This is a genomic window from Rossellomorea sedimentorum, from assembly GCF_046237645.1.
GTDB classification, from domain to species: Bacteria; Bacillota; Bacilli; order Bacillales; family Bacillaceae_B; genus Rossellomorea; species Rossellomorea sedimentorum.
Window position 1 is genome coordinate 2,738,601 of the sequence record NZ_CP143546.1, and the last position, 22,140, is coordinate 2,760,740.

Annotated in this window: 23 protein-coding genes; 2 read left to right on the forward strand and 21 right to left on the reverse strand. The window is 42.3% G+C overall.

Going from position 1 to position 22,140, the window contains the following annotated elements:
* Positions 1 to 74: 74 nt before the first annotated feature.
* The 13 genes from hepT to V1502_RS13655 form a co-directional block, all read right to left on the reverse strand.
* Positions 75 to 1,037, reverse strand: a complete 963-nt coding sequence (gene hepT / locus V1502_RS13595; RefSeq protein ID WP_409251183.1) for a heptaprenyl diphosphate synthase component II — start codon at positions 1,035 to 1,037, stop codon at positions 75 to 77.
* A gap of 33 nt (positions 1,038 to 1,070) precedes the next feature.
* Positions 1,071 to 1,778, reverse strand: a complete 708-nt coding sequence (locus V1502_RS13600) for a demethylmenaquinone methyltransferase (protein ID WP_409251184.1) — start codon at positions 1,776 to 1,778, stop codon at positions 1,071 to 1,073.
* A gap of 3 nt (positions 1,779 to 1,781) precedes the next feature.
* Complete coding sequence (locus V1502_RS13605) at positions 1,782 to 2,603, reverse strand: heptaprenyl diphosphate synthase component 1 (protein WP_409251185.1); 822 nt, start codon at positions 2,601 to 2,603, stop codon at positions 1,782 to 1,784.
* Between the two features lie 222 nt (positions 2,604 to 2,825).
* A complete protein-coding gene (gene mtrB / locus V1502_RS13610; RefSeq protein ID WP_409251186.1) occupies positions 2,826 to 3,056 on the reverse strand; it encodes a trp RNA-binding attenuation protein MtrB in 231 nt (76 codons plus the stop codon).
* Between the two features lie 391 nt (positions 3,057 to 3,447).
* On the reverse strand, positions 3,448 to 3,720 hold the full coding sequence (locus V1502_RS13615) for an HU family DNA-binding protein (RefSeq protein WP_006838628.1): 273 nt from the start codon (positions 3,718 to 3,720) through the stop codon (positions 3,448 to 3,450).
* 425 nt (positions 3,721 to 4,145) lie between these two features.
* Positions 4,146 to 5,624: a stage IV sporulation protein A gene (spoIVA, locus tag V1502_RS13620; RefSeq protein ID WP_006838627.1), complete on the reverse strand. Its 1,479-nt coding sequence runs from the start codon at positions 5,622 to 5,624 to the stop codon at positions 4,146 to 4,148.
* A gap of 238 nt (positions 5,625 to 5,862) precedes the next feature.
* Positions 5,863 to 6,570 carry a hypothetical protein gene (locus tag V1502_RS13625; protein ID WP_409251187.1) on the reverse strand — a complete coding sequence of 236 codons (708 nt, stop codon included), beginning with the start codon at positions 6,568 to 6,570 and terminating at the stop codon, positions 5,863 to 5,865.
* Positions 6,571 to 6,598: 28 nt separating this feature from the next.
* Entirely contained in the window at positions 6,599 to 6,787 is a 189-nt protein-coding gene (locus V1502_RS13630) for a DUF2768 domain-containing protein (RefSeq protein WP_006838624.1), read from the reverse strand.
* A 1,641-nt stretch (positions 6,788 to 8,428) separates the two neighbouring features.
* A complete protein-coding gene (locus V1502_RS13635; protein ID WP_409251188.1) occupies positions 8,429 to 9,478 on the reverse strand; it encodes an NAD(P)H-dependent glycerol-3-phosphate dehydrogenase in 1,050 nt (349 codons plus the stop codon).
* 18 nt (positions 9,479 to 9,496) lie between these two features.
* On the reverse strand, positions 9,497 to 10,807 hold the full coding sequence (gene der / locus V1502_RS13640) for a ribosome biogenesis GTPase Der (RefSeq protein ID WP_409251189.1): 1,311 nt from the start codon (positions 10,805 to 10,807) through the stop codon (positions 9,497 to 9,499).
* 388 nt (positions 10,808 to 11,195) lie between these two features.
* Positions 11,196 to 11,384, reverse strand: a complete 189-nt coding sequence (locus V1502_RS13645; RefSeq protein ID WP_409251190.1) for a capping complex subunit for YIEGIA — start codon at positions 11,382 to 11,384, stop codon at positions 11,196 to 11,198.
* The gene (locus tag V1502_RS13650; protein WP_409251191.1) at positions 11,381 to 12,277 is read right to left on the reverse strand and encodes a YIEGIA family protein; all 897 of its coding nucleotides are present in this window, start codon (positions 12,275 to 12,277) and stop codon (positions 11,381 to 11,383) included. Before V1502_RS13650 ends, V1502_RS13645 begins: the two co-directional genes overlap by 4 nt.
* Positions 12,274 to 12,894, reverse strand: a complete 621-nt coding sequence (locus V1502_RS13655; RefSeq protein ID WP_409251192.1) for a hypothetical protein — start codon at positions 12,892 to 12,894, stop codon at positions 12,274 to 12,276. Before V1502_RS13655 ends, V1502_RS13650 begins: the two co-directional genes overlap by 4 nt.
* Before the next feature lie 102 nt (positions 12,895 to 12,996).
* Here V1502_RS13655 and V1502_RS13660 point away from each other — a divergent pair, with 102 nt between their 5' ends.
* Positions 12,997 to 13,128 (forward strand): YpzI family protein, encoded by a 132-nt coding sequence (locus V1502_RS13660; RefSeq protein WP_083802934.1) that lies wholly within the window; start codon positions 12,997 to 12,999, stop codon positions 13,126 to 13,128.
* Between the two features lie 350 nt (positions 13,129 to 13,478).
* On the opposite strand, the gene rpsA is transcribed toward V1502_RS13660, so the two are convergent.
* From rpsA to prsW, 8 genes are all read right to left on the reverse strand, one after another.
* Complete coding sequence (rpsA, locus tag V1502_RS13665; RefSeq protein ID WP_409251193.1) at positions 13,479 to 14,618, reverse strand: 30S ribosomal protein S1; 1,140 nt, start codon at positions 14,616 to 14,618, stop codon at positions 13,479 to 13,481.
* Positions 14,619 to 14,738: 120 nt separating this feature from the next.
* On the reverse strand, positions 14,739 to 15,320 hold the full coding sequence (locus V1502_RS13670; protein WP_409251194.1) for a lysophospholipid acyltransferase family protein: 582 nt from the start codon (positions 15,318 to 15,320) through the stop codon (positions 14,739 to 14,741).
* On the reverse strand, positions 15,317 to 15,997 hold the full coding sequence (gene cmk / locus V1502_RS13675; protein WP_409251195.1) for a (d)CMP kinase: 681 nt from the start codon (positions 15,995 to 15,997) through the stop codon (positions 15,317 to 15,319). The genes V1502_RS13670 and cmk overlap by 4 nt, the downstream gene beginning before the upstream one ends.
* A 147-nt stretch (positions 15,998 to 16,144) precedes the next feature.
* Positions 16,145 to 16,348, reverse strand: coding sequence for a YpfB family protein (locus tag V1502_RS13680; protein ID WP_409251196.1), 204 nt, complete (start codon positions 16,346 to 16,348; stop codon positions 16,145 to 16,147).
* Between the two features lie 117 nt (positions 16,349 to 16,465).
* Complete coding sequence (locus V1502_RS13685; protein WP_409251197.1) at positions 16,466 to 17,113, reverse strand: flagellar brake protein; 648 nt, start codon at positions 17,111 to 17,113, stop codon at positions 16,466 to 16,468.
* 842 nt (positions 17,114 to 17,955) lie between these two features.
* Positions 17,956 to 19,302 (reverse strand): germination protein YpeB, encoded by a 1,347-nt coding sequence (gene ypeB / locus V1502_RS13690; RefSeq protein ID WP_409251198.1) that lies wholly within the window; start codon positions 19,300 to 19,302, stop codon positions 17,956 to 17,958.
* Between the two features lie 13 nt (positions 19,303 to 19,315).
* On the reverse strand, positions 19,316 to 20,203 hold the full coding sequence (sleB, locus tag V1502_RS13695) for a spore cortex-lytic enzyme (RefSeq protein ID WP_409251199.1): 888 nt from the start codon (positions 20,201 to 20,203) through the stop codon (positions 19,316 to 19,318).
* A gap of 155 nt (positions 20,204 to 20,358) precedes the next feature.
* Positions 20,359 to 21,048 (reverse strand): glutamic-type intramembrane protease PrsW, encoded by a 690-nt coding sequence (gene prsW, locus V1502_RS13700; RefSeq protein WP_409251200.1) that lies wholly within the window; start codon positions 21,046 to 21,048, stop codon positions 20,359 to 20,361.
* Between the two features lie 110 nt (positions 21,049 to 21,158).
* Between prsW and V1502_RS13705 the strand changes: the two genes are divergently transcribed.
* Positions 21,159 to 22,139, forward strand: a complete 981-nt coding sequence (locus tag V1502_RS13705; protein ID WP_409251201.1) for an asparaginase — start codon at positions 21,159 to 21,161, stop codon at positions 22,137 to 22,139.
* Position 22,140 lies beyond the last annotated feature (1 nt).

Here is a 22,140-nt window from a genome sequence, read left to right on the forward strand (position 1 = left end):
GGGCTCTAATCGATTGCCCACAAAAAATGGTATCATTGATTTCCCGTTTTGGCAACGTTTCCATTTGAAATTTTCTAAAATTTTCGTTTGCCGATGAAGTTGGCGATGTCTCTTAAGGTTTTGCAGGCCCCATTCTTAGGCAGCCCCTCAAGTTCTTGCAGTGCCTTTTTCAGATAACGGGCACTTATTTCATGAGATTGTTCAATCGCCCCGGACCTTTTTATCTCATCAATGACCGACTTCAAGTAATCTCTATCAACATCTTCACTAATGTTGATAATTTTTTCTTTCAGATCGTGCTGTTCCATGGCAAACAGGACAGGAAGGGTGATATTTCCCTGAAGAAGGTCGCTTCCAGCCGGCTTCCCAAGTTCTTCTTCACTTGCTGTGAAGTCAAGAATATCATCGGTAATCTGAAAAGACATCCCCACATTGTAGCCAAAACGATACAGTTTTTTATGTATTTCAGGAGGAGCACCTGCAGAAATAGCCCCCAGCTGGCAGCTGACAGCAATCAACAAAGCCGTTTTCCGCTTAATCCTTCTCAGGTAATCTCTCAATTCCTGCTCAAATCGATATTTGTCTTTTATCTGTTCGATTTCACCCACCGTCAGTTCTACAATGGCATTCGACAGGATTTTGTGAGCCTCTTCATTATCAATCTTTGTCATATATTCCAAAGAGCGGGCAAAAATGTAGTCTCCTGTATACATCGCCGTCTTATTATCCCATTGAGACTTTATGGTCGGCTTTCCCCTTCTCAAATCTGCATCATCAATAACATCATCATGGACGAGAGATGCACTGTGAATGAGCTCTAAAGCAACCGCGACATTCTTGATGCGGTTAATGTTGTATTCACCAAATTTGGCAGACAACAGAACAAATACAGGGCGGATTCTTTTTCCGCCCGCCGACAGCAAGTGCAGGGATGCTTGATTTAAAAGAGGCGAGCGGGAATCGATGGCCGTCTTTAATTCTTTTTCAATGAGGTCGATATCCGCTTTCAAAAACGAATAGATCATTTTAAACTTCATTTCATTTCCACCCAGTTATAATTTTTCTCTTGATCAGTTCTTTTTGAACCCCATATGCATAGCAGCAACCCCGCCAGTATAAGGCTTGTATGAAACCTTTTCAAACCCGGCGTCATTGAACATATCCGCGAGTTCTTTCATACCCGGAAAATCTTTTGCAGATTCCTGCAGCCATGAATATTCACTGTAACTCCTTGCAAACAGTTTGCCGAATAGAGGCATCAGGAATTGAAAATAAAAGTAATAGGCTTGACGGTAGCCTAACATAGTCGGTTGGGAGGTTTCTAAACAAACAGCCATTCCGCCCGGCTTAAGTACCCGGTTCATTTCTTTAAGAACATGAAGATAGTCGGGTACATTCCGAAGACCGAAGCCAATTGTGACATAATCAAATGTATTGTCTTCAAACGGAAGTTCCATTGCATTCCCGTGGAGCAATTCCACCTGCTTCATCCCCGATTCTTTTACCTTTTGCTCTCCTATCTTCAGCATGTTTTTACTGAAATCAAGGCCTTTGACGGTGCCTTTTTCCCCTACGGCTTCTGCCAAAGCAAGTGTCCAGTCGGCCGTACCGCAGCAGACATCCAGGGCAGATGCTCCATCCTTGACCGCCATTCTCCTCATGGTATCCTTCCGCCATCTTTTATGCTGTTGAAAACTTATAAGGGAGTTCATCTTGTCATAGTTGCCGTAAATTTTCTCAAAGACCGTGTGAACTCTTTGCTCTTTTGACTGGTTCATCCATTAACCCTCTTCCGCAAAAATTTTCGTGTATGGCCTGGTATGCTCTAATAACGAGAGGATACGGCCCTCAATGAACTGGCCGTCATAGGATTCACTTTGCAGCAATTCTGCAATTTTATCTCTCGACTCTATAATATAACCGGTATAAATCCTTCCCAACTTCTGCTTCTGCTCCAGAGTCAGAGCAGAAGTTGCATCAGCAGGAAATATAGTAGATTTTAGGGAAGTATGAAGCGGGGTAATCTCACCCAGCTCCAGCTTTTCATTTTCCTGGACAATACGCCGCAAGAATAACATCTCGATCACCAGCTCCTGCCAATGGGCAGTGCCATGCTGTGACAAAAAGCTGTTGATGACAGCTGACTCAATGGTCTTCACACTATCCATAATCTGTTGAACATTAATATATTCTTGTTTATAAAGGGAAATCTTGCTCTCATTCACCGTCTTGATCGCCTGTGCAAGATAATTTATCAAGCTGACATTTTCCAATTCAGATAGAATCTTATAATATTGGCCGCTGAAATAAACACCAGCTAATACAGTCAGCTGCCTTTCCTTCAATGAATCATTTGGTGAATTTGTTACTTTCTCATGGGTATCGAGTCCTATTTGGATCAGCATAACCGTTGAAATGAGCCGGATGATTTCCTGTTCTTCCATCACCTGCCGGCCTTTAGTGAACGGGAGGAGCAAAAAGCTGATCCTGTCTTCATCAATTTGCGGAGAATCAATATACTTTTGCAAATAAGAGTAGGATAACTTCTCTTCAACATAGTGTTTTATTGATGCTTCAAGATGAAAACAGTCCAAATGTTTCATAACCCTAAATCCCCATTTCGTTATATGTATCTACGTAGTCGTTTCAGCAACAAATATTATAACATAATAAGCCAAGCCGGGCGAATACAATAACTCTCACATCCACAAGGTGTGTGACCATCAATGACCTGTTACCGACTCACCTGCAGCTTCACACCCCCATTTTAACGGGCGAAAATAAAAAGCAGCAGGACCCTATACGTTCTGCTGCTGTCTATGGATTTATTTTTCCTTCATATCACTTTCAATTTCTCCGTTACTTGTAATGATCTTTGCTTTCCCGCGGACTTTAATCGCCGAGGTGTGTTCCGTGAACTGAGCGATCATCACTTCCCCTTTATCCAGCTTTTCTGAGTGGTGAAATTTCGTATCGGTTCCCCTTGTCAACCCTATCACATTCACTCCGTCTTCAATCGCCTTTATAACGATATAATCTGATTGGCCGTTTGCCATCCTCTTCACTCCAGTCTTTAATTTATTTTTTAGATTCCCAAGAAGATAAAGTTTCATTAAAATCTAAATTCGAATGGAAAGTTTATTGCTTCATTCTCCTCATGGAGTATTGTATCAAAAAGTCCGCCAAATCCATATGAGATTCAAAATAAAAGGATGTGTTACTTTGCTATCGAAAAAATCCAAAGGGCCGGATTTTCCTCCTCGGTTACAAGGGTTTATCTAACTGAATAGGGTGATTAGCTCTTTTCTTTGTTGTTTACAAGGGTGATTTCTGTAAATTATCTCTTGTACTTCATAGTAAAAAGCAACAAAATTTTAGAAAAGTGCCCAATGAAAAGAAAAAGAGCCGCATTGTGTGCGGCTCTCTTCTTACGCTTAAGGTATGTAATTATTTTACAGCATCTTTAAGCGCTTTACCTGGTTTGAATGCAGGTACCTTGCTAGCTGAGATTTCGATTTCTTCTCCAGTTTGCGGGTTGCGCCCTTTACGTGCAGCACGTTCACGAACTTCGAAGTTACCAAAACCGATTAATTGTACTTTATCACCATTTGCCAGTGCGTCTTGAATACTTTCAAAAACGGCATCAACTGCTTTTGTAGCGTCCTTTTTAGAAAGCTCAGCAGCTTCTGCAACAGCATTAATTAGTTCTGTCTTGTTCATGCCATTCACCTCCTCCCAAAGGAAATGTTTCAGTCATGATTCATATAACTGTCTTGTTACATTAGTAAACATAATTTTCGGTTTCTATACATGAACGTAAACAAAAACCGTCAAAAACGTTGTAGAATCAATGTTCGACATCAATTCTGTTAAAAGATTATCATATAAAAATAAGGTTAGCAAGAATAATTCAAGAAATAATGGGAATCTTTTCTTTTTCAGGGGTTATATTCTTATTAACGAACAATTATTGCTGTTATTTTTACCTTTTTCACTGGTTTCCCTTTCCAGAACACCTGTTACAAAAGGACCAAAGTGTATTCAGAAGCCAGGCTATTTTCGCAATAAAGCATTTTATTTACGGACGATACAACCGTTATTTCTCCCTATTCAGATAAAAAAAAGACCCTCAAAAAGAGAGTCTCCTACAAGATTATCGCAATCAGACCGCCGGAACCTTCGTTGATGATTCTTTCAAGCGTATCCTTTAGTTTGTATCGTGCATTCTCAGGCATTAGTGACAGCTTTGCCTGGATACCTTCTCTGACGATCGAGCTTAAGCTGCGACCAAAAATGTCGGAGTTCCAGATAGAAAGCGGGTCGTCTTCAAAGTCCTGCATTAAATATCTGACAAGTTCTTCACTCTGTTTTTCTGTGCCGATAATTGGTTCAAATTTGGATTGAACATCCACTTTAATCATATGGATGGAAGGGGCTACTGCTTTCAGGCTGACACCAAAGCGGGACCCTTGTCGGATGATTTCCGGCTCATCCAGACTCATATCTTCCAATGTTGGAGCGGCAATGCCGTATCCTGTTTGTTTAACCATTTTCAGGGCATCCGCCACCTGATCATATTCACGCTTGGCATGAGCAAAGTCCTGCATTAACTCAAGCAAATGATCCTTTCCGCGGATTTCCACACCGACAATCTCTTTTAGAACCTCATCATACAGTTCATCCGGTGCGTAAAGGTCGATTTCAGCTACACCCTGCCCCATCTCGATCCCCGCCAAGCCCGCTCTTTCGATGTATTCGAATTCACTGAAGTAATGGACCACCCGGTCGACATCTCTTAAGCGCTTAATGTCCTTCACTGTTTCCTTTACTGCTTCTTGATAATTTTCACGAAGCCAGTGATCCTCATTCAGCACCATAACCCAGCTTGGAAGGTTTACGTTCACTTCAAGCACAGGGAACTCGTATAATGCTTCGCGCAGGACATTCAGAACATCTGAATCTCTCATACTCTCAACACTCATGGCAAGTACAGGGATATCATACTTTTCCTGCAGCTTGACTCTTAGATCTTCCGTTTCAGGAGCGTGAGGCTTCGCTGAGTTGATGACCATGATGAATGGCTTTCCAACTTCCTTCAGTTCTTCGATTACTCTTTCTTCTGCTACCAGATAGTCACTTCTCGGTATCTCTCCAATGGAGCCGTCAGTGGTGACGACAACGCCTATTGTAGAATGTTCCTGTATAACCTTTCGTGTACCGATTTCTGCCGCTTCATGGAACGGAATCGGCTCTTCATACCAAGGTGTGTTGATCATTCTAGGGCCATTCTCATCTTCATACCCCTTCGCCCCAGGTACAGTGTACCCAACACAGTCAACCAAACGGACATTCACATCCAGGCCTTCATCAACGTGAACGGAAACCGCCTGATTCGGGACAAATTTCGGTTCAGTTGTCATGATTGTTTTTCCTGCTGCACTTTGAGGCAGTTCATCTTGAGCACGAGCGCGTTCTGACTCGCTCGAAATATTAGGAAGGACGACGAGCTCCATGAATTTCTTGATGAATGTCGATTTCCCTGTTCGAACGGCTCCTACTACACCTAGGTAAATATCTCCGCCGGTTCTTTCTGCAATGTCTTTAAATAGATCTACTCTTTCCAAGAGATTCCCTCCAATCTTTATCTTCCAGGGATGTTTCATCCGGTTAGCTGTTTGGACAATATATATTTATGATGTTGTCCCAATTACTTATGACTATTAATATGTTTTTTTTGCCTCCTTATTACTAAAAAAGAAAAATATTATGAATTTGGCAAAAAAGTTGAGAACAGAAATGGGAATAAGGAAAATGAAAAAACCCCTTTCTCTACAAATATATTTTGTAAGAAAGGGGTTATGCCTATTTCATCATAAAGACGGGTTCATTCTCTTCATTTACTGTGTATGGTTGTGAATACGCCGGAACAAAAACCGAATCTTTTGTCAGGATCCGCCGGATATCTTCACCTTTTTCAAACTCATAGTCATTTTCCTGAAGAAGCTTATTCAAATCAATTCTGTAATCCACAAATATTTCCCCGCTCCCATTAATTAAAAGCGGAAGATTTTGATTGGAATACGGGCTGACAACAAACGGTTCCTCATCATATCCAATCTTGGAATAATCCAGGGTATACACGTTATCCGCTATGCTTTCTTTAAAAGGAGGATAGCCGATGGAACGAATCCTGATATTAATTTCACGAATCTTTTCCGCTATTCGCAAATCAAAGATCTTAACGGTCGGATTGTCTTCCACATCAATCAATACATATTGAAAGATGCCTCCGTTTTCATAGGCATTTCCAGGAACCTCGGAAAGGAATTCCCCTTTCAATTTAATGAAATCGATAGGATACTTTATGTAAATTGGCGTATCCTGATCCCTTGTTTTGATGGGAAGAAGCCCGCCTTTGGCTGACTTATACTTATCAACCGACGACTGTACCGCGGTAATTTGATCTTCATATGGAATCTGATTCTCTTTAAGCTGCTCCTGCGGGTATAGACATCCAGACAGAAGCCCTGCAGCAAGAATCATAAAGAGCACAAGCTTAATATTTTTCAAAGTAACACATCCTTAAAGCATAACTTGTCTAGTTCGTCGGACCGCTCAACACGATATAGGCCATCATCAATCCGCCTGTTATCATCAAAACATAGGCTATAAGTGCAGTAATAAAGCGGAAGAAGCCTTTTTTCAGTTTATATCTGCTTAAATAAATCGTTAAGATGGCAAGAATCATAAAACCCATTGAGCCGAATGAAACCCACATTTTCATCATCGAAGACATTGGACGTCCCTCCTTATTTGTCGAAAGTATTATATCACACCCTTTCAAAAAGTTAATAGCCGAGAAAGATAATTCACTGTTATGTCGATTTTATCTTTTAGGGAGAGATAAATATTTGAGGGAATTGGGACAGGATGATTCCAGTTTGGACGCGGTGTTGGCCCATTTACGGGAGAAATGGGCCAGGGAGGTTCCGGTTTGGACGCTGTGTTGGCCCATTTACGAGGGAATTGGGACAGGGTAATTCCCGTTTGAACGCGATGGTGGCCCATTTACGGGGGAATTGGGCCAGGTTGATTCCTGTTTGAATGAGATGTTGGCCCATTTACGGGAGAAATGGGCCAGGGTGATTACTGGTTGGACGCGATGGCGGCCCATTTACGAGGGAATTGGGACAGGATGAATCCTGTTTGAATGAGATGTTGGCCCATTTACAGGAGAAATGGGCCAAGGTGTTTCCCGTTTGGAGGCGGTGTTGGCCCATTTACGGGAGAAATGGGCCAAGGAGATTCCGGTTTGAACAAGATGTTGGCCCATTTACGAGGAAATTGGGCCAGGGAGGTTCCGGTTTGGACGCTGTGTTGGCCCATTTACGGGAGAAATGGGCCAGGGTAATTCCCGTTTGGACGCGGTGTTGGCCCATTTACGGGAGAAATGGGCCAGGGAGGTTCCGGTTTGGACGCTGTGTTGGCCCATTTACGAGAGAAATGGGCCGGGCAGATTCCCGTTTGGACGAGGTGTTGGCCCATTTACGGGAGAAATGGGCCAGGTTGATTCCCGTTTGAATGAGGTGTTGGCCCATTCACGGGAGAAATGGGCCAGGGAGGTTCCGGTATGGACGCTGTGTTGGCCCATTTACGAGAGAAATGGGCCAGGGAAATTCCGATTTGAACGCGATGTTGGCCCATTTACGGGAGAAATGGGCCAGGTTGATTCCCGTTTGGACGCTGTGTTGGCCCATTTACGGGAGAAATGGGCCAGGGAGGTTCCGGTTTGGACGCGGTGTTGGCCCATTTACGGAGAAATGGGACATAAAGACCCCGCTTGGACCGAAATGCTGGCCCGCAGACTGAATACCCATTTAAAAATTTCAAAATGAGTTCTTACCATACTGATGGTACGCGATTTTTTCCGGCCCCTGGACTGCCCTCCCTTAAATATACCTTTTCACTTAGTTAAGTTAGAAACGGAAGGAATGTGACCTCCTGAGGGCTTAGCCTGACCTCCAGTTCCACCACCTGGCCCTGCAGAGTCACCACGCACCTGGAATGGAAACCGGGGAGAAATATTTGCACAATAAAAAAGGCTGTATGCGTTTAGATTGTTGCTATCGGAAAAGTCCAAGGGGCCGAATTTTCCGCTCGGATATAATGGCTTTTCTAACTGAACAGGGTGATTAACTCATTACGTTCTTGTCTAACAGAGTGATTTATGGCTATATCTCTTGAACTTCAAATTAAATATAAACCAATTTTTGGAAATATAGCCATAAAAAAAGACTGAAGCAAGGAGTCTTCCTTTCTTCAGTCCAATGTGACAGTTAACCCATCCATGTTTAAAGCTGTTTATGTTCCATTCATCCTATGCAAACAAAATGCATTTGCATCGTCGAATGCCCATTATAGCGGATTATTACGTCAATTTTTCACCCAATATGTTAAATAAGTCTTCCATTTCATGTGTTTTCATTCTGCCCATTAAAGAGTCGACCGCCTGCTTTGGCGGGACATCATTGAACAGGACATCGTACAGCGCTTGAGTGATCGGCATCTGCACATTATATTTTTCTGCCAGCTGGTAGGCGGCTTTTGTCGTTCTGACGCCTTCGACGACCATTCCCATCTCCTCAAGGACGTTTTGGAGGTTCTTTCCTTTACCAAGTTGATTTCCTGCCCTCCAGTTTCTGGAGTGGACGCTGGTGCAGGTTACAATGAGGTCTCCAATCCCCGTTAAACCGGAAAAGGTAAGCGGATTGGCACCCATTTTGCTTCCAAGCCTGGCAATTTCAGCAAGGCCTCTTGTGATCAGAGCAGCTTTGGCATTATCACCGTATCCAAGGCCATCGGTGATCCCGGCAGCAAGTGCAATGATATTCTTCAAAGCCCCGCCAATCTCGACTCCCACTACATCAGGATTGGTATAGACCCTGAAACTTTGATTCATAAAGAGGTCTTGAATGTGTTCAGCTGCCTCCATATTTTCAGAAGAAACCGTAACTGTTGTTGGATGTCTGAGACTGACCTCTTCCGCATGGCTTGGCCCGGAAAGAACGACCACATCCTTAAGGGTCGCTTCATCCATTTCTTCTTTAATCATTTCCGAGATTCGCATCAAGGTATCCGGTTCGATACCCTTACTGACATGAACAATCGTCAAGGGGCTTGAGACTGCATTCTTCACCCGTTGGAGCACTTCCCTGACAGCTTTAGTCGGAACCGCTAAAATGACCGTCCCTGTGCCCTTCAATGCTTCATCGAGGTCCGAATACCCTTTAATCCCTTCCGGCAGCTCGATATTCTTCAAGTACTTCTCATTGGTATGTTTGGAGTTGATCTCATCCATTTGGACAGCATTATGTCCCCACAGGTTGACTGTATGTCCATTATCAGCCAGGACCATCGCAAGGGCCGTCCCCCAACTCCCTGCTCCAAGTACTGTAATAGTTTGCAAAGATTTCTCCACTTTCTCACCCTCCAATATCTATTTTCGAGCACGTGCGATAATACGGATTGGTGTACCTTCAAAAGCAAATGCCTCTCTTATACGGTTCTCCAGGAATCGTGCATAAGAAAAGTGCATTAATTCTGGCTCGTTGACAAAGACAACGAAAGTAGGCGGCTTGACAGCCACTTGAGTCGCATAAAATACTTTTAGCCTTTTTCCTTTATCGGTAGGAGTCGGATTCATTGCCACAGCATCGGCAATGACCTCATTCAGGATGCTTGATTGAACCCTTAATGCATGATTTTCACTTACCTGATTAATTACTGGAATAAGTGTGTGGATCCTTCTTTTTGTTTTTGCTGATAAGAAAATAACCGGTGCATAATCAAGGAATAGGAAATGCTCTCTTATATTCTCTTCAAACTTCTTCATGGTCTTTTCGTCTTTCTCGACTGCATCCCATTTGTTGACGACGATAATAACCCCTCGCCCTGCTTCATGGGCATATCCGGCAATCTTCTTATCCTGCTCGATGATGCCTTCTTCCCCATCTATCACGACAAGCACCACATCGGAGCGTTCAATGGCCCTTAAGGCACGAAGGACACTGTACTTTTCAGTGGATTCATACACTTTCCCTTTTTTCCTCATCCCGGCAGTGTCGATGATGACATATTCCTGGCCATCAACCTTCAGCTTCGAGTCAATAGCATCACGGGTCGTACCGGCAACATTGCTGACGATGACACGCTCTTCTCCAAGAAGTGCATTGACCAGCGAGGATTTGCCGACATTCGGACGCCCGATCAATGAAAACTTGATGACATCTTCAGCGTATCCCTCTCCAGAGTCTTTCTTAAAATTCTTGGCTACCTCATCCAGCACGTCACCAAGGCCGATTCCATGTGCACCTGAAATCGGGAATGGCTCTCCGAACCCTAGAGAATAAAAGTCATAGACAAGCTCTCTCATTTCGGGATTATCAATCTTATTTACTGCTAGGACGACTGGCTTTTTAGAACGGTAGAGAATCTTCGCGACGATTTCGTCTGCAGCCGTTACACCTTCACGGCCATTTGTCAGGAAAATAATGACGTCCGCTTCATCGATTGCAATTTCTGCCTGCTGACGGATTTGCTCAAGAAACGGCTCTTCACCAATTTCAATTCCGCCGGTATCAATAATATTAAAATCATGCGTCAGCCAATCTGCTGAGCTGTATATCCGGTCTCTTGTCACTCCCGGAACATCTTCCACTATGGAAATTCTTTCTCCGACGATGCGGTTAAAGATGGTGGACTTCCCTACATTGGGACGTCCTACAATTGCAACAACTGGTTTTGTCACATTGTTCACCCTTTCTGTTTGTTAGGTACATTAAAGGCCGTTTTTATGTTTCGTTTTTCAGAAGAAGGACTTGCTTATGTTAATTGCAGGCTTTTTTCTCGACAATGTGTTTTTTTAGCATTACTTTTATATAAAAATTTCAGGAAAAGAGCCTGATATCATCAATCATCATATCTTCAACGATTCACAATGCTTGTCTTTATTGGACTTCGGCTTATGCTAAGGAGGATAAAGTAAAGACTGACCTTTTAAGGTATATTCTCCTTACAGGCCAGCCCCCTTAACTTCGTTATTTTATCAGTAAATGCAAATTCTAGCAATCAATCTTAAATGTTCCTCTGCTTTTCCTTTCGAGGTTAACATCAACTTGACCTTCCAGTGACATATTTTAATGCCTTACGATTATGAATAAACCGTCATCTATTTCATGTGCAATTCCATCTAAAATGGCTTCCAGGTTGGCTGATACCTTCTCCAGCTGTTCTTGTGTCTGGCAATGGAAGACGGCTGTTCCGCTCGGTACTTTCTCAGGGAAGGTTGTCACAGCTGCCAATATGAATTTGTCCACTGTACTCATTTAAGTTTCCTCCCCTTTTCATTTGCCTTAGACTCAGTAGGCATCCTGATTGCATTCTCGAGGGTAGGTACCTGTCCAAGCACGGCTATAGCTTTTTCCACATCTTTTTCTTGAGGAAGGACAAACACGCCCACCCTCCCATCATCAAGATCCCTTTTGGCAAGGGGAGCGAGCGCGGGAGTCCCGGAGTCCTTGTAAATCCCAAGAGTAGTTGACATATCGTGAAGAATCGCTTGACGCTGCCCAAGGTTGGCGATTGTCGACCTGGAATCAAACGACTTTGGAGTCAGCAAAAAACCCATACCATACCTCAGTATTTCCTCCTGCCTGGCCGGTAACCCGATATTCATAATATAGATATTATCCACATACAGCCCGGCTCCATCAAAATGCGGCTGGACGAATTCAATATTGACGATATCTTTCAATTTTCCTCCTGCCATAAGCCGATGGGCAAGGATGATACCGATTATGCCGACCACAAGTGCTGCCCAGAAATTCACAACCAAATAGGCCAGGGTCGTCAGGAGGGATGTGAAAATGACAAGATAGTTTCTGCTCTCAAAAGCAATTGCAATTCCTTCGATATACGTTGCCCCGCGAGGCACCAATTCAAATGCATCCAGTTCATTCAATGTGTTTCTTTCCATATTCCGTACATCCCTGAACTGGGAGGCTGCCACTGTCAAAAAGGTGATTGCCGTAAAGTTCTCTTCCAATAAAGCCGGCACCGCAATGGTTCCTAATCCTGCTGCAATGAACCCCAGAGCAATATGTATGATCTTTCCGTGTAAGTAAGTGGGATACTGCCGGTAGTCGGTTCTCAGCATGTAAATACGTGTGAGTGTACCAATAAATACTCCGAAGACTACGGGAAAAACATATTCATTCATATATTCTTGACTTCTCCTTTTTTGAGTGCAGATTTGATGATAGTCGAATGTGTACTAATGATGACCTGTAATAAATGCAGGGCAAACCCGCTGGCCACTATTATAGAAAGTACGTCAAGAAAAAAATGCCCTCCTATCTGATATGGTAATTTGTTTTGCCAAAAAACGGTCCCTGATAAACACTCCCCGACAATCATGCCAATGATGACAGCAAGCAAACGCTTTTTAAAGCTCTGTGATTCTCCATATAACAATAGCGAGAGCACAAGAAGGATGGCAGTCACCATGATTTTTTTATCAACAATCAAAATAATCGGATCGTAAAACGATAAAAGGGTCAATGTGGAGTATGACACCCCTATAATAAAACTCCCTATAAACATGTAAAGCTTTTCAGATAGAGGGAATTCTTTGATGAAATACATTGAATAAAGAAAAATCAGGACAAGTGCAAGACCTGTTTGAAATCCGAAAAGATTGATTCCAAAAGGAAAGCTTATTATCAGAATAAGAACAGCAGCAGAGCATCTTAACCGCCAAAAATTCTTCCTTTCAATCAAAAAGGTGCTGACTATCCATAATGCCCACATCAGCCATAAAAAAATTAAACCATCCATGTACCTACCTCCTATTATTCCATTATGGAAAATCTTTATGTAATCCATTCATGCATACTTGAAATACTTATAGAAAAAATTATAAGCAGGAGGTGTCGTACAATGGGTAAAGATCGCCAAGAGAAAAAGCTTAGGCAAAGCGGCAGAGTCGAGTCTGACAGAGACCAGTCACTGGAGAAGGCGGGAGCTACGAGATTGGAAAGCCCCGAAGAGTCGAGACGCAGGCAAAGGTAAAATCACACATGAACCCCGCTATTTACTGTTATAGCGGGGTTCAATTTATTGGGAAGGATCTTATGGTGAGATCGGCACAATGCAATACTATCAGAGTTGCCTGTTCAATCATTTACAGGCTTTTCTTTGGGCATTGATAGAAATCTTGTTCCGTCCCTTCAAATTTTGGACTATTCTTCACATTATTGACCACGTTTTTCTTCCCGATCATCATATTCGGAGTATTCTTCGGGTTAATTGACCAAATTTACTTCACATGCTATCAAATTTGATCTTTTCTTATCCTTCCTAAAAATGGTGACCATATAAATCACAAAAAAGCCGACCACTTTAGGCCGGCTTTTCAATCATTATTTTTTAAAGTTCTTCAATTTATCGCCAATCATATCACCAAGCTGGAAGCCGGTGTTTTCTTCAGGCATTTCATAGTTCTCATATTCTTCAACAGGCTTTTCTTCCAATTCCTTGATGCTTAGGGATAAACGCTGATCGTTTTCATTTACATCAAGTACTTTGACTTTAACAGTCTGGCCTTCTTCAAGAACCTCATGTGGTGTACCGATATGCTTATGAGAAATCTGGGAAATGTGTACAAGTCCTTCTACTCCAGGAAAGACTTCCACAAAAGCACCATAAGATACAAGACGTTTCACTTCACCCTCTAGCACTTCGCCCCTAGGCGCTCTGCTGGCAATGTCGTTCCAAGGTCCAGGCAATGTTTCTTTGATGGAAAGAGAAATTCTTTCGTTGTCACGGTCTACAGAGAGAACTTTCACATTGACCTTTTGGCCTTCTGTGACCACATCAGACGGCTTTTCCACATGCTCGTGTGAAAGCTGGGAGATATGAACAAGTCCATCGACTCCGCCGATATCAACGAAAGCACCGAAATCTGTCAGGCGCTGAACAGTTCCTTCAAGCACTTCGCCCGTTTCAATTTTGTCCAGGACTTCTTTTTTCTGCTCTTCTTTTTGCTCCTCAACCACTGCGCGGTGGGAAAGAATCAAGCGGTTTTTATCCTTTTCCAGCTCGACAATTTTAAAAGTCAGTGTTTTGCCTTTGTAATCACTGAAATCTTCCACATAGTGATCTTCTACAAGAGAAGCAGGAACGAAGCCGCGTACCCCAAGATCAACTACAAGGCCGCCTTTGACGACATCTTTCACTTCCGCTTCAAAAACTTCTCCGCTTTCAAAACGGTTTTGCATTTCATCCCATGCTTTTTCAGCGTCTACTTTACGCTTGGAAAGAACTAAAAGTTCCTCTTCCACTTTCGTAACGATTAAATCAAGTACATCGCCTTCCTGGCAAGCATCAGAAGCTTTTTCAATATGGAGGCTGGATAATTCACTGATCGGAATAATGCCGTCCACTTTGCTGCCTTCTACATCGACAAGGACTTGCTTTTCTTCAACTTTTGTGACTGTTCCTTTAACCTTGTCACCAACTTCAAGGTTACTCACTTCCACTTGGTTCATATCTTCTACCATATGTACTCCTCCTTAATCCATGACTGCTAATCATTTTAAAGTGAAATGAATTCACAATACTTTAAAAATATTCTTTCTTCTAACTTCTAATAAATGGGCTCATTTGTCAAGCAGAAAACCTTATTGATGTTCATCCAAAAGTTTTTTAATCTCTGCCATGATGACTGCCGTTACAGCCTCCGCGTTTGCTTTTTCCGCTTTCAGAGCAGCCAGGTCTATCGGCGGGCCGAATATGACCTTCAGCTTTCTGAACGGTTTATATGAACCGATAATGGCACACGGTACAACTGCGGCATCTGTACGCAATGCAAAGAACCCTGCACCGGCCAAGCCTTTGCCTAATTCTCCGGTTTTACTTCTAGTACCCTCAGGAAAAAGTCCTAAAACATTATTTTCCTTTAAAATTTTGATACCTGTCCGCAATGCTTCTCTGTCACTCATGCCCCTTTTTACAGGAAAAGCATGCACATGAGGAAGGATATGCTTCAATACCGGTGCCCTGAAAAGTTCTTCTTTAGCCATGAATGCCACCGGTCTCGGGCAGCTGATGCCCACTACAGGAGGATCCAGATTATTGATGTGGTTGCTGCAAAGCAGGACACCCCCGTCTTTCGGGAAGTGCTCCGCGCCCTGCACCTCAATTCTATATAGCGGTCCCAACAGGGTTTTAACCACGCTTCTTGCAAAATAGTAAAATTTCATCGAGAGCCAGCCCTTTCTGATACCAATGAAAGTATTTTAGAAGCGACTTCATTTATGCCAAGAGAGGTTGTATCAATTTCAACAGCATCACTTGCTTTTTTCAATGGGGAAACCTCCCGCTCAGAATCAAGCTTGTCTCTCTGGGCAATTTCTGATTTTAACTGTTCCAGGTCGGAGGGAATGTTTTTCAGGGTATTCTCACTATGTCTTCTCTTAGCCCTCTCATCAACACTGGCCAATAAGAAGACCTTTACTTCTGCATCAGGAATAACATGCGTTCCAATGTCGCGTCCGTCCATGACAACACCACCTTCGTTTGCCAAATCCTGCTGGCGCTTCACCATCTCTTCGCGGACCAGGCGGTGTTTGGCTGCGATTGATACTGAATTGGTCACATCATTCTGCCTGATTTCCTCTGTTACTTCCTGTCCGTCGATATAAACAAGCTGGCCGTCTGTACCTGGCTCTAGCTCGATCTTTGTATTTAAAAGAAGATCATACAGATTTTCTTCATCATTCAAATCAACATTGTGTTGAATGGCTTTATAAGTAATTGAACGATACATTGCACCTGTATCGATATAAATATATGAAAGCTTTTCGGCCACGATTTTGGCAACCGTGCTCTTTCCGGCAGCTGCCGGGCCGTCTATTGCGATTCTCAATTTCTTTTCCATTTAATAAAACACCCACTTCTTATTCTATAGCTTAAATCCTCGTATATTTTACCATAAATTTAGAATAACACACATAGAATGTGATATTTGCTCAAACCTCCGGCATTGAAAGAGATCACACTGCCGGCAAGAAAAAAAGAGAGAGCTTCATTCTCCCTCTGGTTCAGGCATATGGCGATTGTTCAGCACTTCAATGATTTCCGTATGCTCCTGCTTATTGACCCCTTCATAGAATGTCAATTTATTTAGCTCCGGAAGAACATTCCACCCGTGAAAAACAAGTTGAGTGATAAGCAGAAGAATGAAGTGCAAAAAGGCCAGTTTGATTAGTATTCTTTCGACTCTTCTCATGTCTATCTTCCATTTCTTTTAGCAGTTTACTAAAAGTATGGGTTGTCCGGAGAGTTTTTATTCTTTTTTCACCGGCATGTTACAAAGTTGGCATCAATTCATGTATACAGATCCCTTTTAGACGATTAGTCCCTTATTTCTCAATGCAAGCTGCTTCTCAAAACAGAACCGCAGAATATGCTGCTGCTGCATCTCTTTTAATTCGGTAAACTCCAGGGAGGCAATGGTGCTTATTCCTTTTTCCCATACCCTCACGACACGTCCCGGAACATTGAAATAGTGATAGTCTCCGGTCTGCATTGGCAGCACCAAAATAATTTCAACTTCCATGCCCGCTTCATAAGTCTGGTTTTTCTGTACTTGTACAGCACACCCTCCTGCACTGATATCCGTTGTAATCGTTGGAAAGGAGGCATAAGGTGTAATGATGGCTGCATCAACAGAAACATCTACCCTTACAAACTGCCTTCTTTGTACCTTTACAAGCTCATCGTTTCCAGGATAATGAAGGCAGATCATTGGGATTTTGCTTTTCTTCCTGCCCGTTACTTCTGTATGGAATGAATAAACAATTGTATCATTATGAACGAAGCTCACCTTCAACTGGGTTCCATCAATCAAGAATACAGTCCTCCCGGTTTCTGTATGTACCGGGTAATCAATGTATAATTTTGAACCAGTGTACTCAACCACTTTGCATTTATATTTTTCAGCTTTGTCGGACTGAATGGGCTCCAAAGTCAACATTGTTCCAATTTTTAACATAATTACACTTCCTATATCATTTACATATCAGCTCTAAAAGTTTTTTAAAATTCAACCAATATCTGTTATATAGGTATATTATGTCACGATTTTCTAAATTCGGCTATAGTTTTTATGCAGTTTTAAACACCTATTCTCTTTTTTTAAAAGGCTCTTTTCGTAAACTTTGTTGCTATTTAATACAAATTTTAAAAAAATACCTACTTAATTAACCAGAAATACCCTGATAAACGAGGAAGAAAAGAGCTAATTCACCTTGTTCAGAGAAAAAAGCCCTTGTCTCCAAGGGGAAAATCCGGCTCTTTGGATTTTTCCGAGAGCAACAATATATACGAAAACAGCGTTTTAAAAATAATAGACTTTGTTAAAGAGTAATGTTGTTTTTCACCTAGTTAATAAAAAGGGTGTTGGATTTCCACTCCAGGCGAGCGACTCCGCGGGGCGGGCGGTGAGCCTCCTCGGCTTTGCTTGTTTATAAAGTGGAAGCGCCCTGTTCAGCCCCGACAGGCAAATGTTCCAGAGAGAATAAAAGGCGATCTTTCCTTTTAATCTCTCTGGGTTATTTGACCCCGAGGGGCTAGGCGCTGGAACTAGACGTCCCGCTAATCCCGCTGGAGGTCGCACACCTTCCGCTCCAATCGTACATTATATCACTCTATATCTAAATAAGGGCTATAAGATCGATTCTGCAGACGGCTTCCAGTTAATTATCTTTATTAACTAAGGTTGGGGTGCAAGCGTACTAATACCTATAATTAATCTTATGAATCTAATAACAAGATCATCAACTAACAAGTCAAAAATAAAAGACAGCAGGTTTCACACCTGCTGTCCGGCTGCGCTTAAACAGTTTCTTCGAATATTGGCTCTGCGTTTTTCAGTTTTTCGACTTTTTCTTCCGCACCACTGTCTGCATTGATATAAATCCGGTAAGTATCATTTCCGAGCATGCCGAGGAATTCATAACATAACACTTCCTCATTCAAGTCATTGACGATGACAGCCAATCTGTCCTCCATGATTTTCACGTTCGGATTAATGTTGCCCTGTGCTTCACTTTTGCTTATTCCCGGCTCTGGGATATCCCGGTCCTGATGATTCTTCAAGTACTCCTCTGCAGCAAATCCAATCACCTGTCCATTATCAAGCGCCACTTTCAGTTTCAGTGCATCAGGATAAATTCTGACACCATCGACGACTGTTACATAAGTGAACACGCCAAGATGATCATATTGTGCACTTTCAAATAGGTCAAGGTTCTTGAATTTGTTTTCCTTCAGGAAGGCAGACGCTTTAGTTGCAGCTTCATTCAGACCGATATTACTTTTATTAACATCCCGGTTATGGATAAAATAAATCGGGTATCCGCCTTTTTTTGTAACGTCCATACTTGCCTCACTATCGGTGTTGGCAAGTGATACACTGAAGAATCCAAAATTGGAGCCTTTTCCGTTTTCAGTTACCTTGACTTCTTTGACATCTTTGATTTTAGTATACCTCTTCATAATATCTACTGCTTCTTCTTTTGAAATCGTTTTGCCTTGTAGGTTTTTATAGTCATCATTCTTCTTCTGAGTATTGACAAATGTTGGTCCGCCAAAATTGGCTTCATCATAACCATCCACTGTTTTTTCGACCGTTTTAAAGCCATCGATAATCGTATTATCTGCTTGTTCTTTCCCTGTCGCCAGAGCCATTTCCACATCCATCCAACGGAGGTTGTTTTCGATGACAAGATGCTGGACTTTCCTTAATTCTTTCTGAATTTCTGCACTTTGTTTATACAACTGCTTTAAATTCTTGTATTCTTCATCAGACAGGGGTTCTTTGTCCAAGTCCCTCACAGCAACCCTGTAACTGAAATCACCAATATTGGCAAGGAACTCTTCCGTTTTATTGAAAGGGAGAAGTGTAAGTGGAAGCTGTCCCACATCACTATGAGCCTGGGAGGTCAATCTCCACACATCTGCAAGTTCGGGAGACAAAGACTTCTTTGAGTTCATTGCCAGGGTTGTCCCGATCTTATCATGCAGGAGATCAATTTGATAAGTCAATTCATGAAACGCCCGCTGATAGTTATTTTCTGCATTGATGAGAATGGCATTCTTCTCCTGATGTTCTTGATATCCCCAGTAAGCCGTTCCTGCTACTCCGATCGTCAGTACTGCAATCAATATACCTCGTATCAAACTTATTCACCCCTTATTTACAGAATATATGTTTGCCAATCTTCTTGATTTGAGGCCTGCTCCAGATCCACTTACTTGTTGCCGTGACAGGATTAAAATAATACTGGGCATTTTCTGAAGGATCCCAGCCCTGAATTGCATCCATGACTGCCTCTTTGGCCTTTTCGTTAGGTGTCAGCCAAATTTGTCCATCAGCAACAGCCGTAAATGCACCAGGTTCAAATATGACACCTGCAACAGTATTTGGAAAAGAAGGACTGTCAATCCGGTTCAAAATAACTGCTGCAACAGCAACCTGCCCTTCATATGGTTCACCCCGGGCTTCACCATAAACTGCATTTGCCATAAGCTGTATGTCATTTTGTGAGAAGCCATTTGGAATATTGACTGCTGTCGGTTTTTCAGTGGCCGGCGCTGTTTCTGGAGTTGCTCCCTGTTGACCCTTCTCTCCCGCTCCACCGCCGCCTCCTGCTTTTACACCGCTTCCAGTCTTGCCGCCGCTCTCAGTTTGCTTGGCTAATTCAGTGCCGCCATAATGTGTAAAGTCTTTGCCTTGTCTAATTTGCTTTTTTACAAAATCCTTATTATACTTTGAAGCTTTAACTAGTTTATCTTTTGTTTCCTGCCCTACCAATCCGTCAATCTCAAGTCCGAATTCATATTGAAAATTCCTGACGGCCCAGTATGTGCCCCATCCAAATACACCATCAATGTTACCGTTATAGTAACCGATGTATTGCAAACGGGATTGCAGCTCAATGACATCATCACCAGTAGCACCTTTTTGGATTACCTGATTCGAAAATGCTCCTGCGTGGTCAGCTTCATTCGCAAATGATAAAGTCGATAATATAAGCACCATGAGCAGAAAGACAGTTAATAACTTGATGCGTTTTTTCATCATGCTTACCCTCCAAATCATGTATTAACATTAAACCTAGTTTCTGTAGTCCCATCCATTTTATACATACTCAGGATATGTATTTAGGATACGGCAGAAGCTGGATAAGGATAGACGCAAAAAAACCCTTCTCAAATTGTTTTGAGTGAAGGGTCTTAAATTGATATATTCTTATTATAATCTTTTTGGTCATAGTGATTCGTCGTTAAGCGGTGTGCGCTCTTAATCTTCCGGATCCCGGTCCACCATAGAAACAGCATAAAAGGAATCATATAAAAAATCCAATTTCGTCCGGTGCTGAGAATAAAATCATATGTTCCATGTAAAATGAAGGGAATCAGGAGTGACATGTAAATTCGCTTCATTTTCATCTGCTGATCAGCGAATTTTGCTTTTCCGAGGTAATACCCCATGACGACGCCGAATAATGCGTGCGCTGAAACAGGAAGCAGCGCTCTTCCAATCGCGAATTCCACACCATGCGCAATGAGATAGAGAATATTTTCAACGGTCGCAAATCCAAGGGAAACACTGGCTCCATAAATAATCCCATCATAAGGGTCATTGAATTCAACATGTTGAAATACTGCAAAAAACAAGATGAACCATTTAAAGAATTCTTCTAACAGCCCTGCTGAAAAATAGGCATTGAGCCATGGAGAAGTAATGACACTCTCAGCTTGCAATACATATTGAAGGAACATTATTGGAAAGGTGAGTATGGCACCGAAGATAAACGTTTTGATGATGAAGGATACAGGTTCTGTCTCGAACTCATCACGCAGATAGAAGTAGCTGAGCAAGGCCAGCCCAGGTGCAAAACCAGCTGATAAAATCACCAGCATAAAATTTGTCCTCTTTTCTTTCTGTTTTCTTAATCGTATCATGTAGAGGTGAGAAAGAAAATAACCGATTATAATTACAATAGTATATTCCAAGGAGATGAAGTTTATCTATGAAAAAACATATTTTGATCATACATACAGGCGGAACCATATCCATGATGGAAGATGCCGATACAGGTGCAGTTCAGCCCAGTGAAGAAAATCCTCTCTCAAAACATTCTTCATCCTTAGGACACTTGGCAGATATAACCGTCAGAGAAGCGTTCCACCTTCCGTCTCCTCATATAACACCTGATCACATGCTTCAATTGAAACAAATGATTGAAGAGGAGTACAGACAGAAAGAGTTTCAGGGAGTAGTCATCACACACGGAACGGACACTCTTGAGGAAACAGCTTACTTCCTTGATTTGACCGTTGACTTGCCTATCTCCATTGTCGTCACTGGAGCTATGCGTTCAAGCAACGAAATTGGGGCGGACGGACTTTACAATCTTTTATCTTCCATAAAAGTTGCTTCCAATGATAATTCAATAGATAAAGGCGTATTGGTCGTGCTTAACGATGAAATCCATTCGGCAAAGAATGTCACTAAAACTCACACCAGCAATGTGTCAACCTTCCAAAGTCCGCAATATGGGCCAATAGGGATCGTGACCAAGCGAGGGGTCATTTTTCATCATAAACCCACAACCGTAGAAAAATATTCAGTGAATAGTGTTTCAAAGAAGATTGCTCTCATCAAAGCACATGCTGGAATGGATTCATCCCTTTTGTCTGCCTTGAAAGAACTTAAATACGAAGGGGTCATCCTTGAAGCTCTGGGACAAGGGAATATTCCTCCTGCTGCGGTTAACGGAATCGAATCACTTTTACGTGAAAATATACCGGTTGTCCTCGTCTCCAGATGCTTCAATGGCATTGCCCAGGATATTTACGGTTATGCCGGAGGAGGAAAACAGCTTAAGGAGATGGGGGTTATCTTCTCAAATGGCCTCAACGGACAGAAAGCGAGACTGAAGCTTCTCGTCGCTCTCTCAACTTCGAATGAGCGTGATTTGAAGGAACTTGAAGAAATTTTCAAGAATTGAG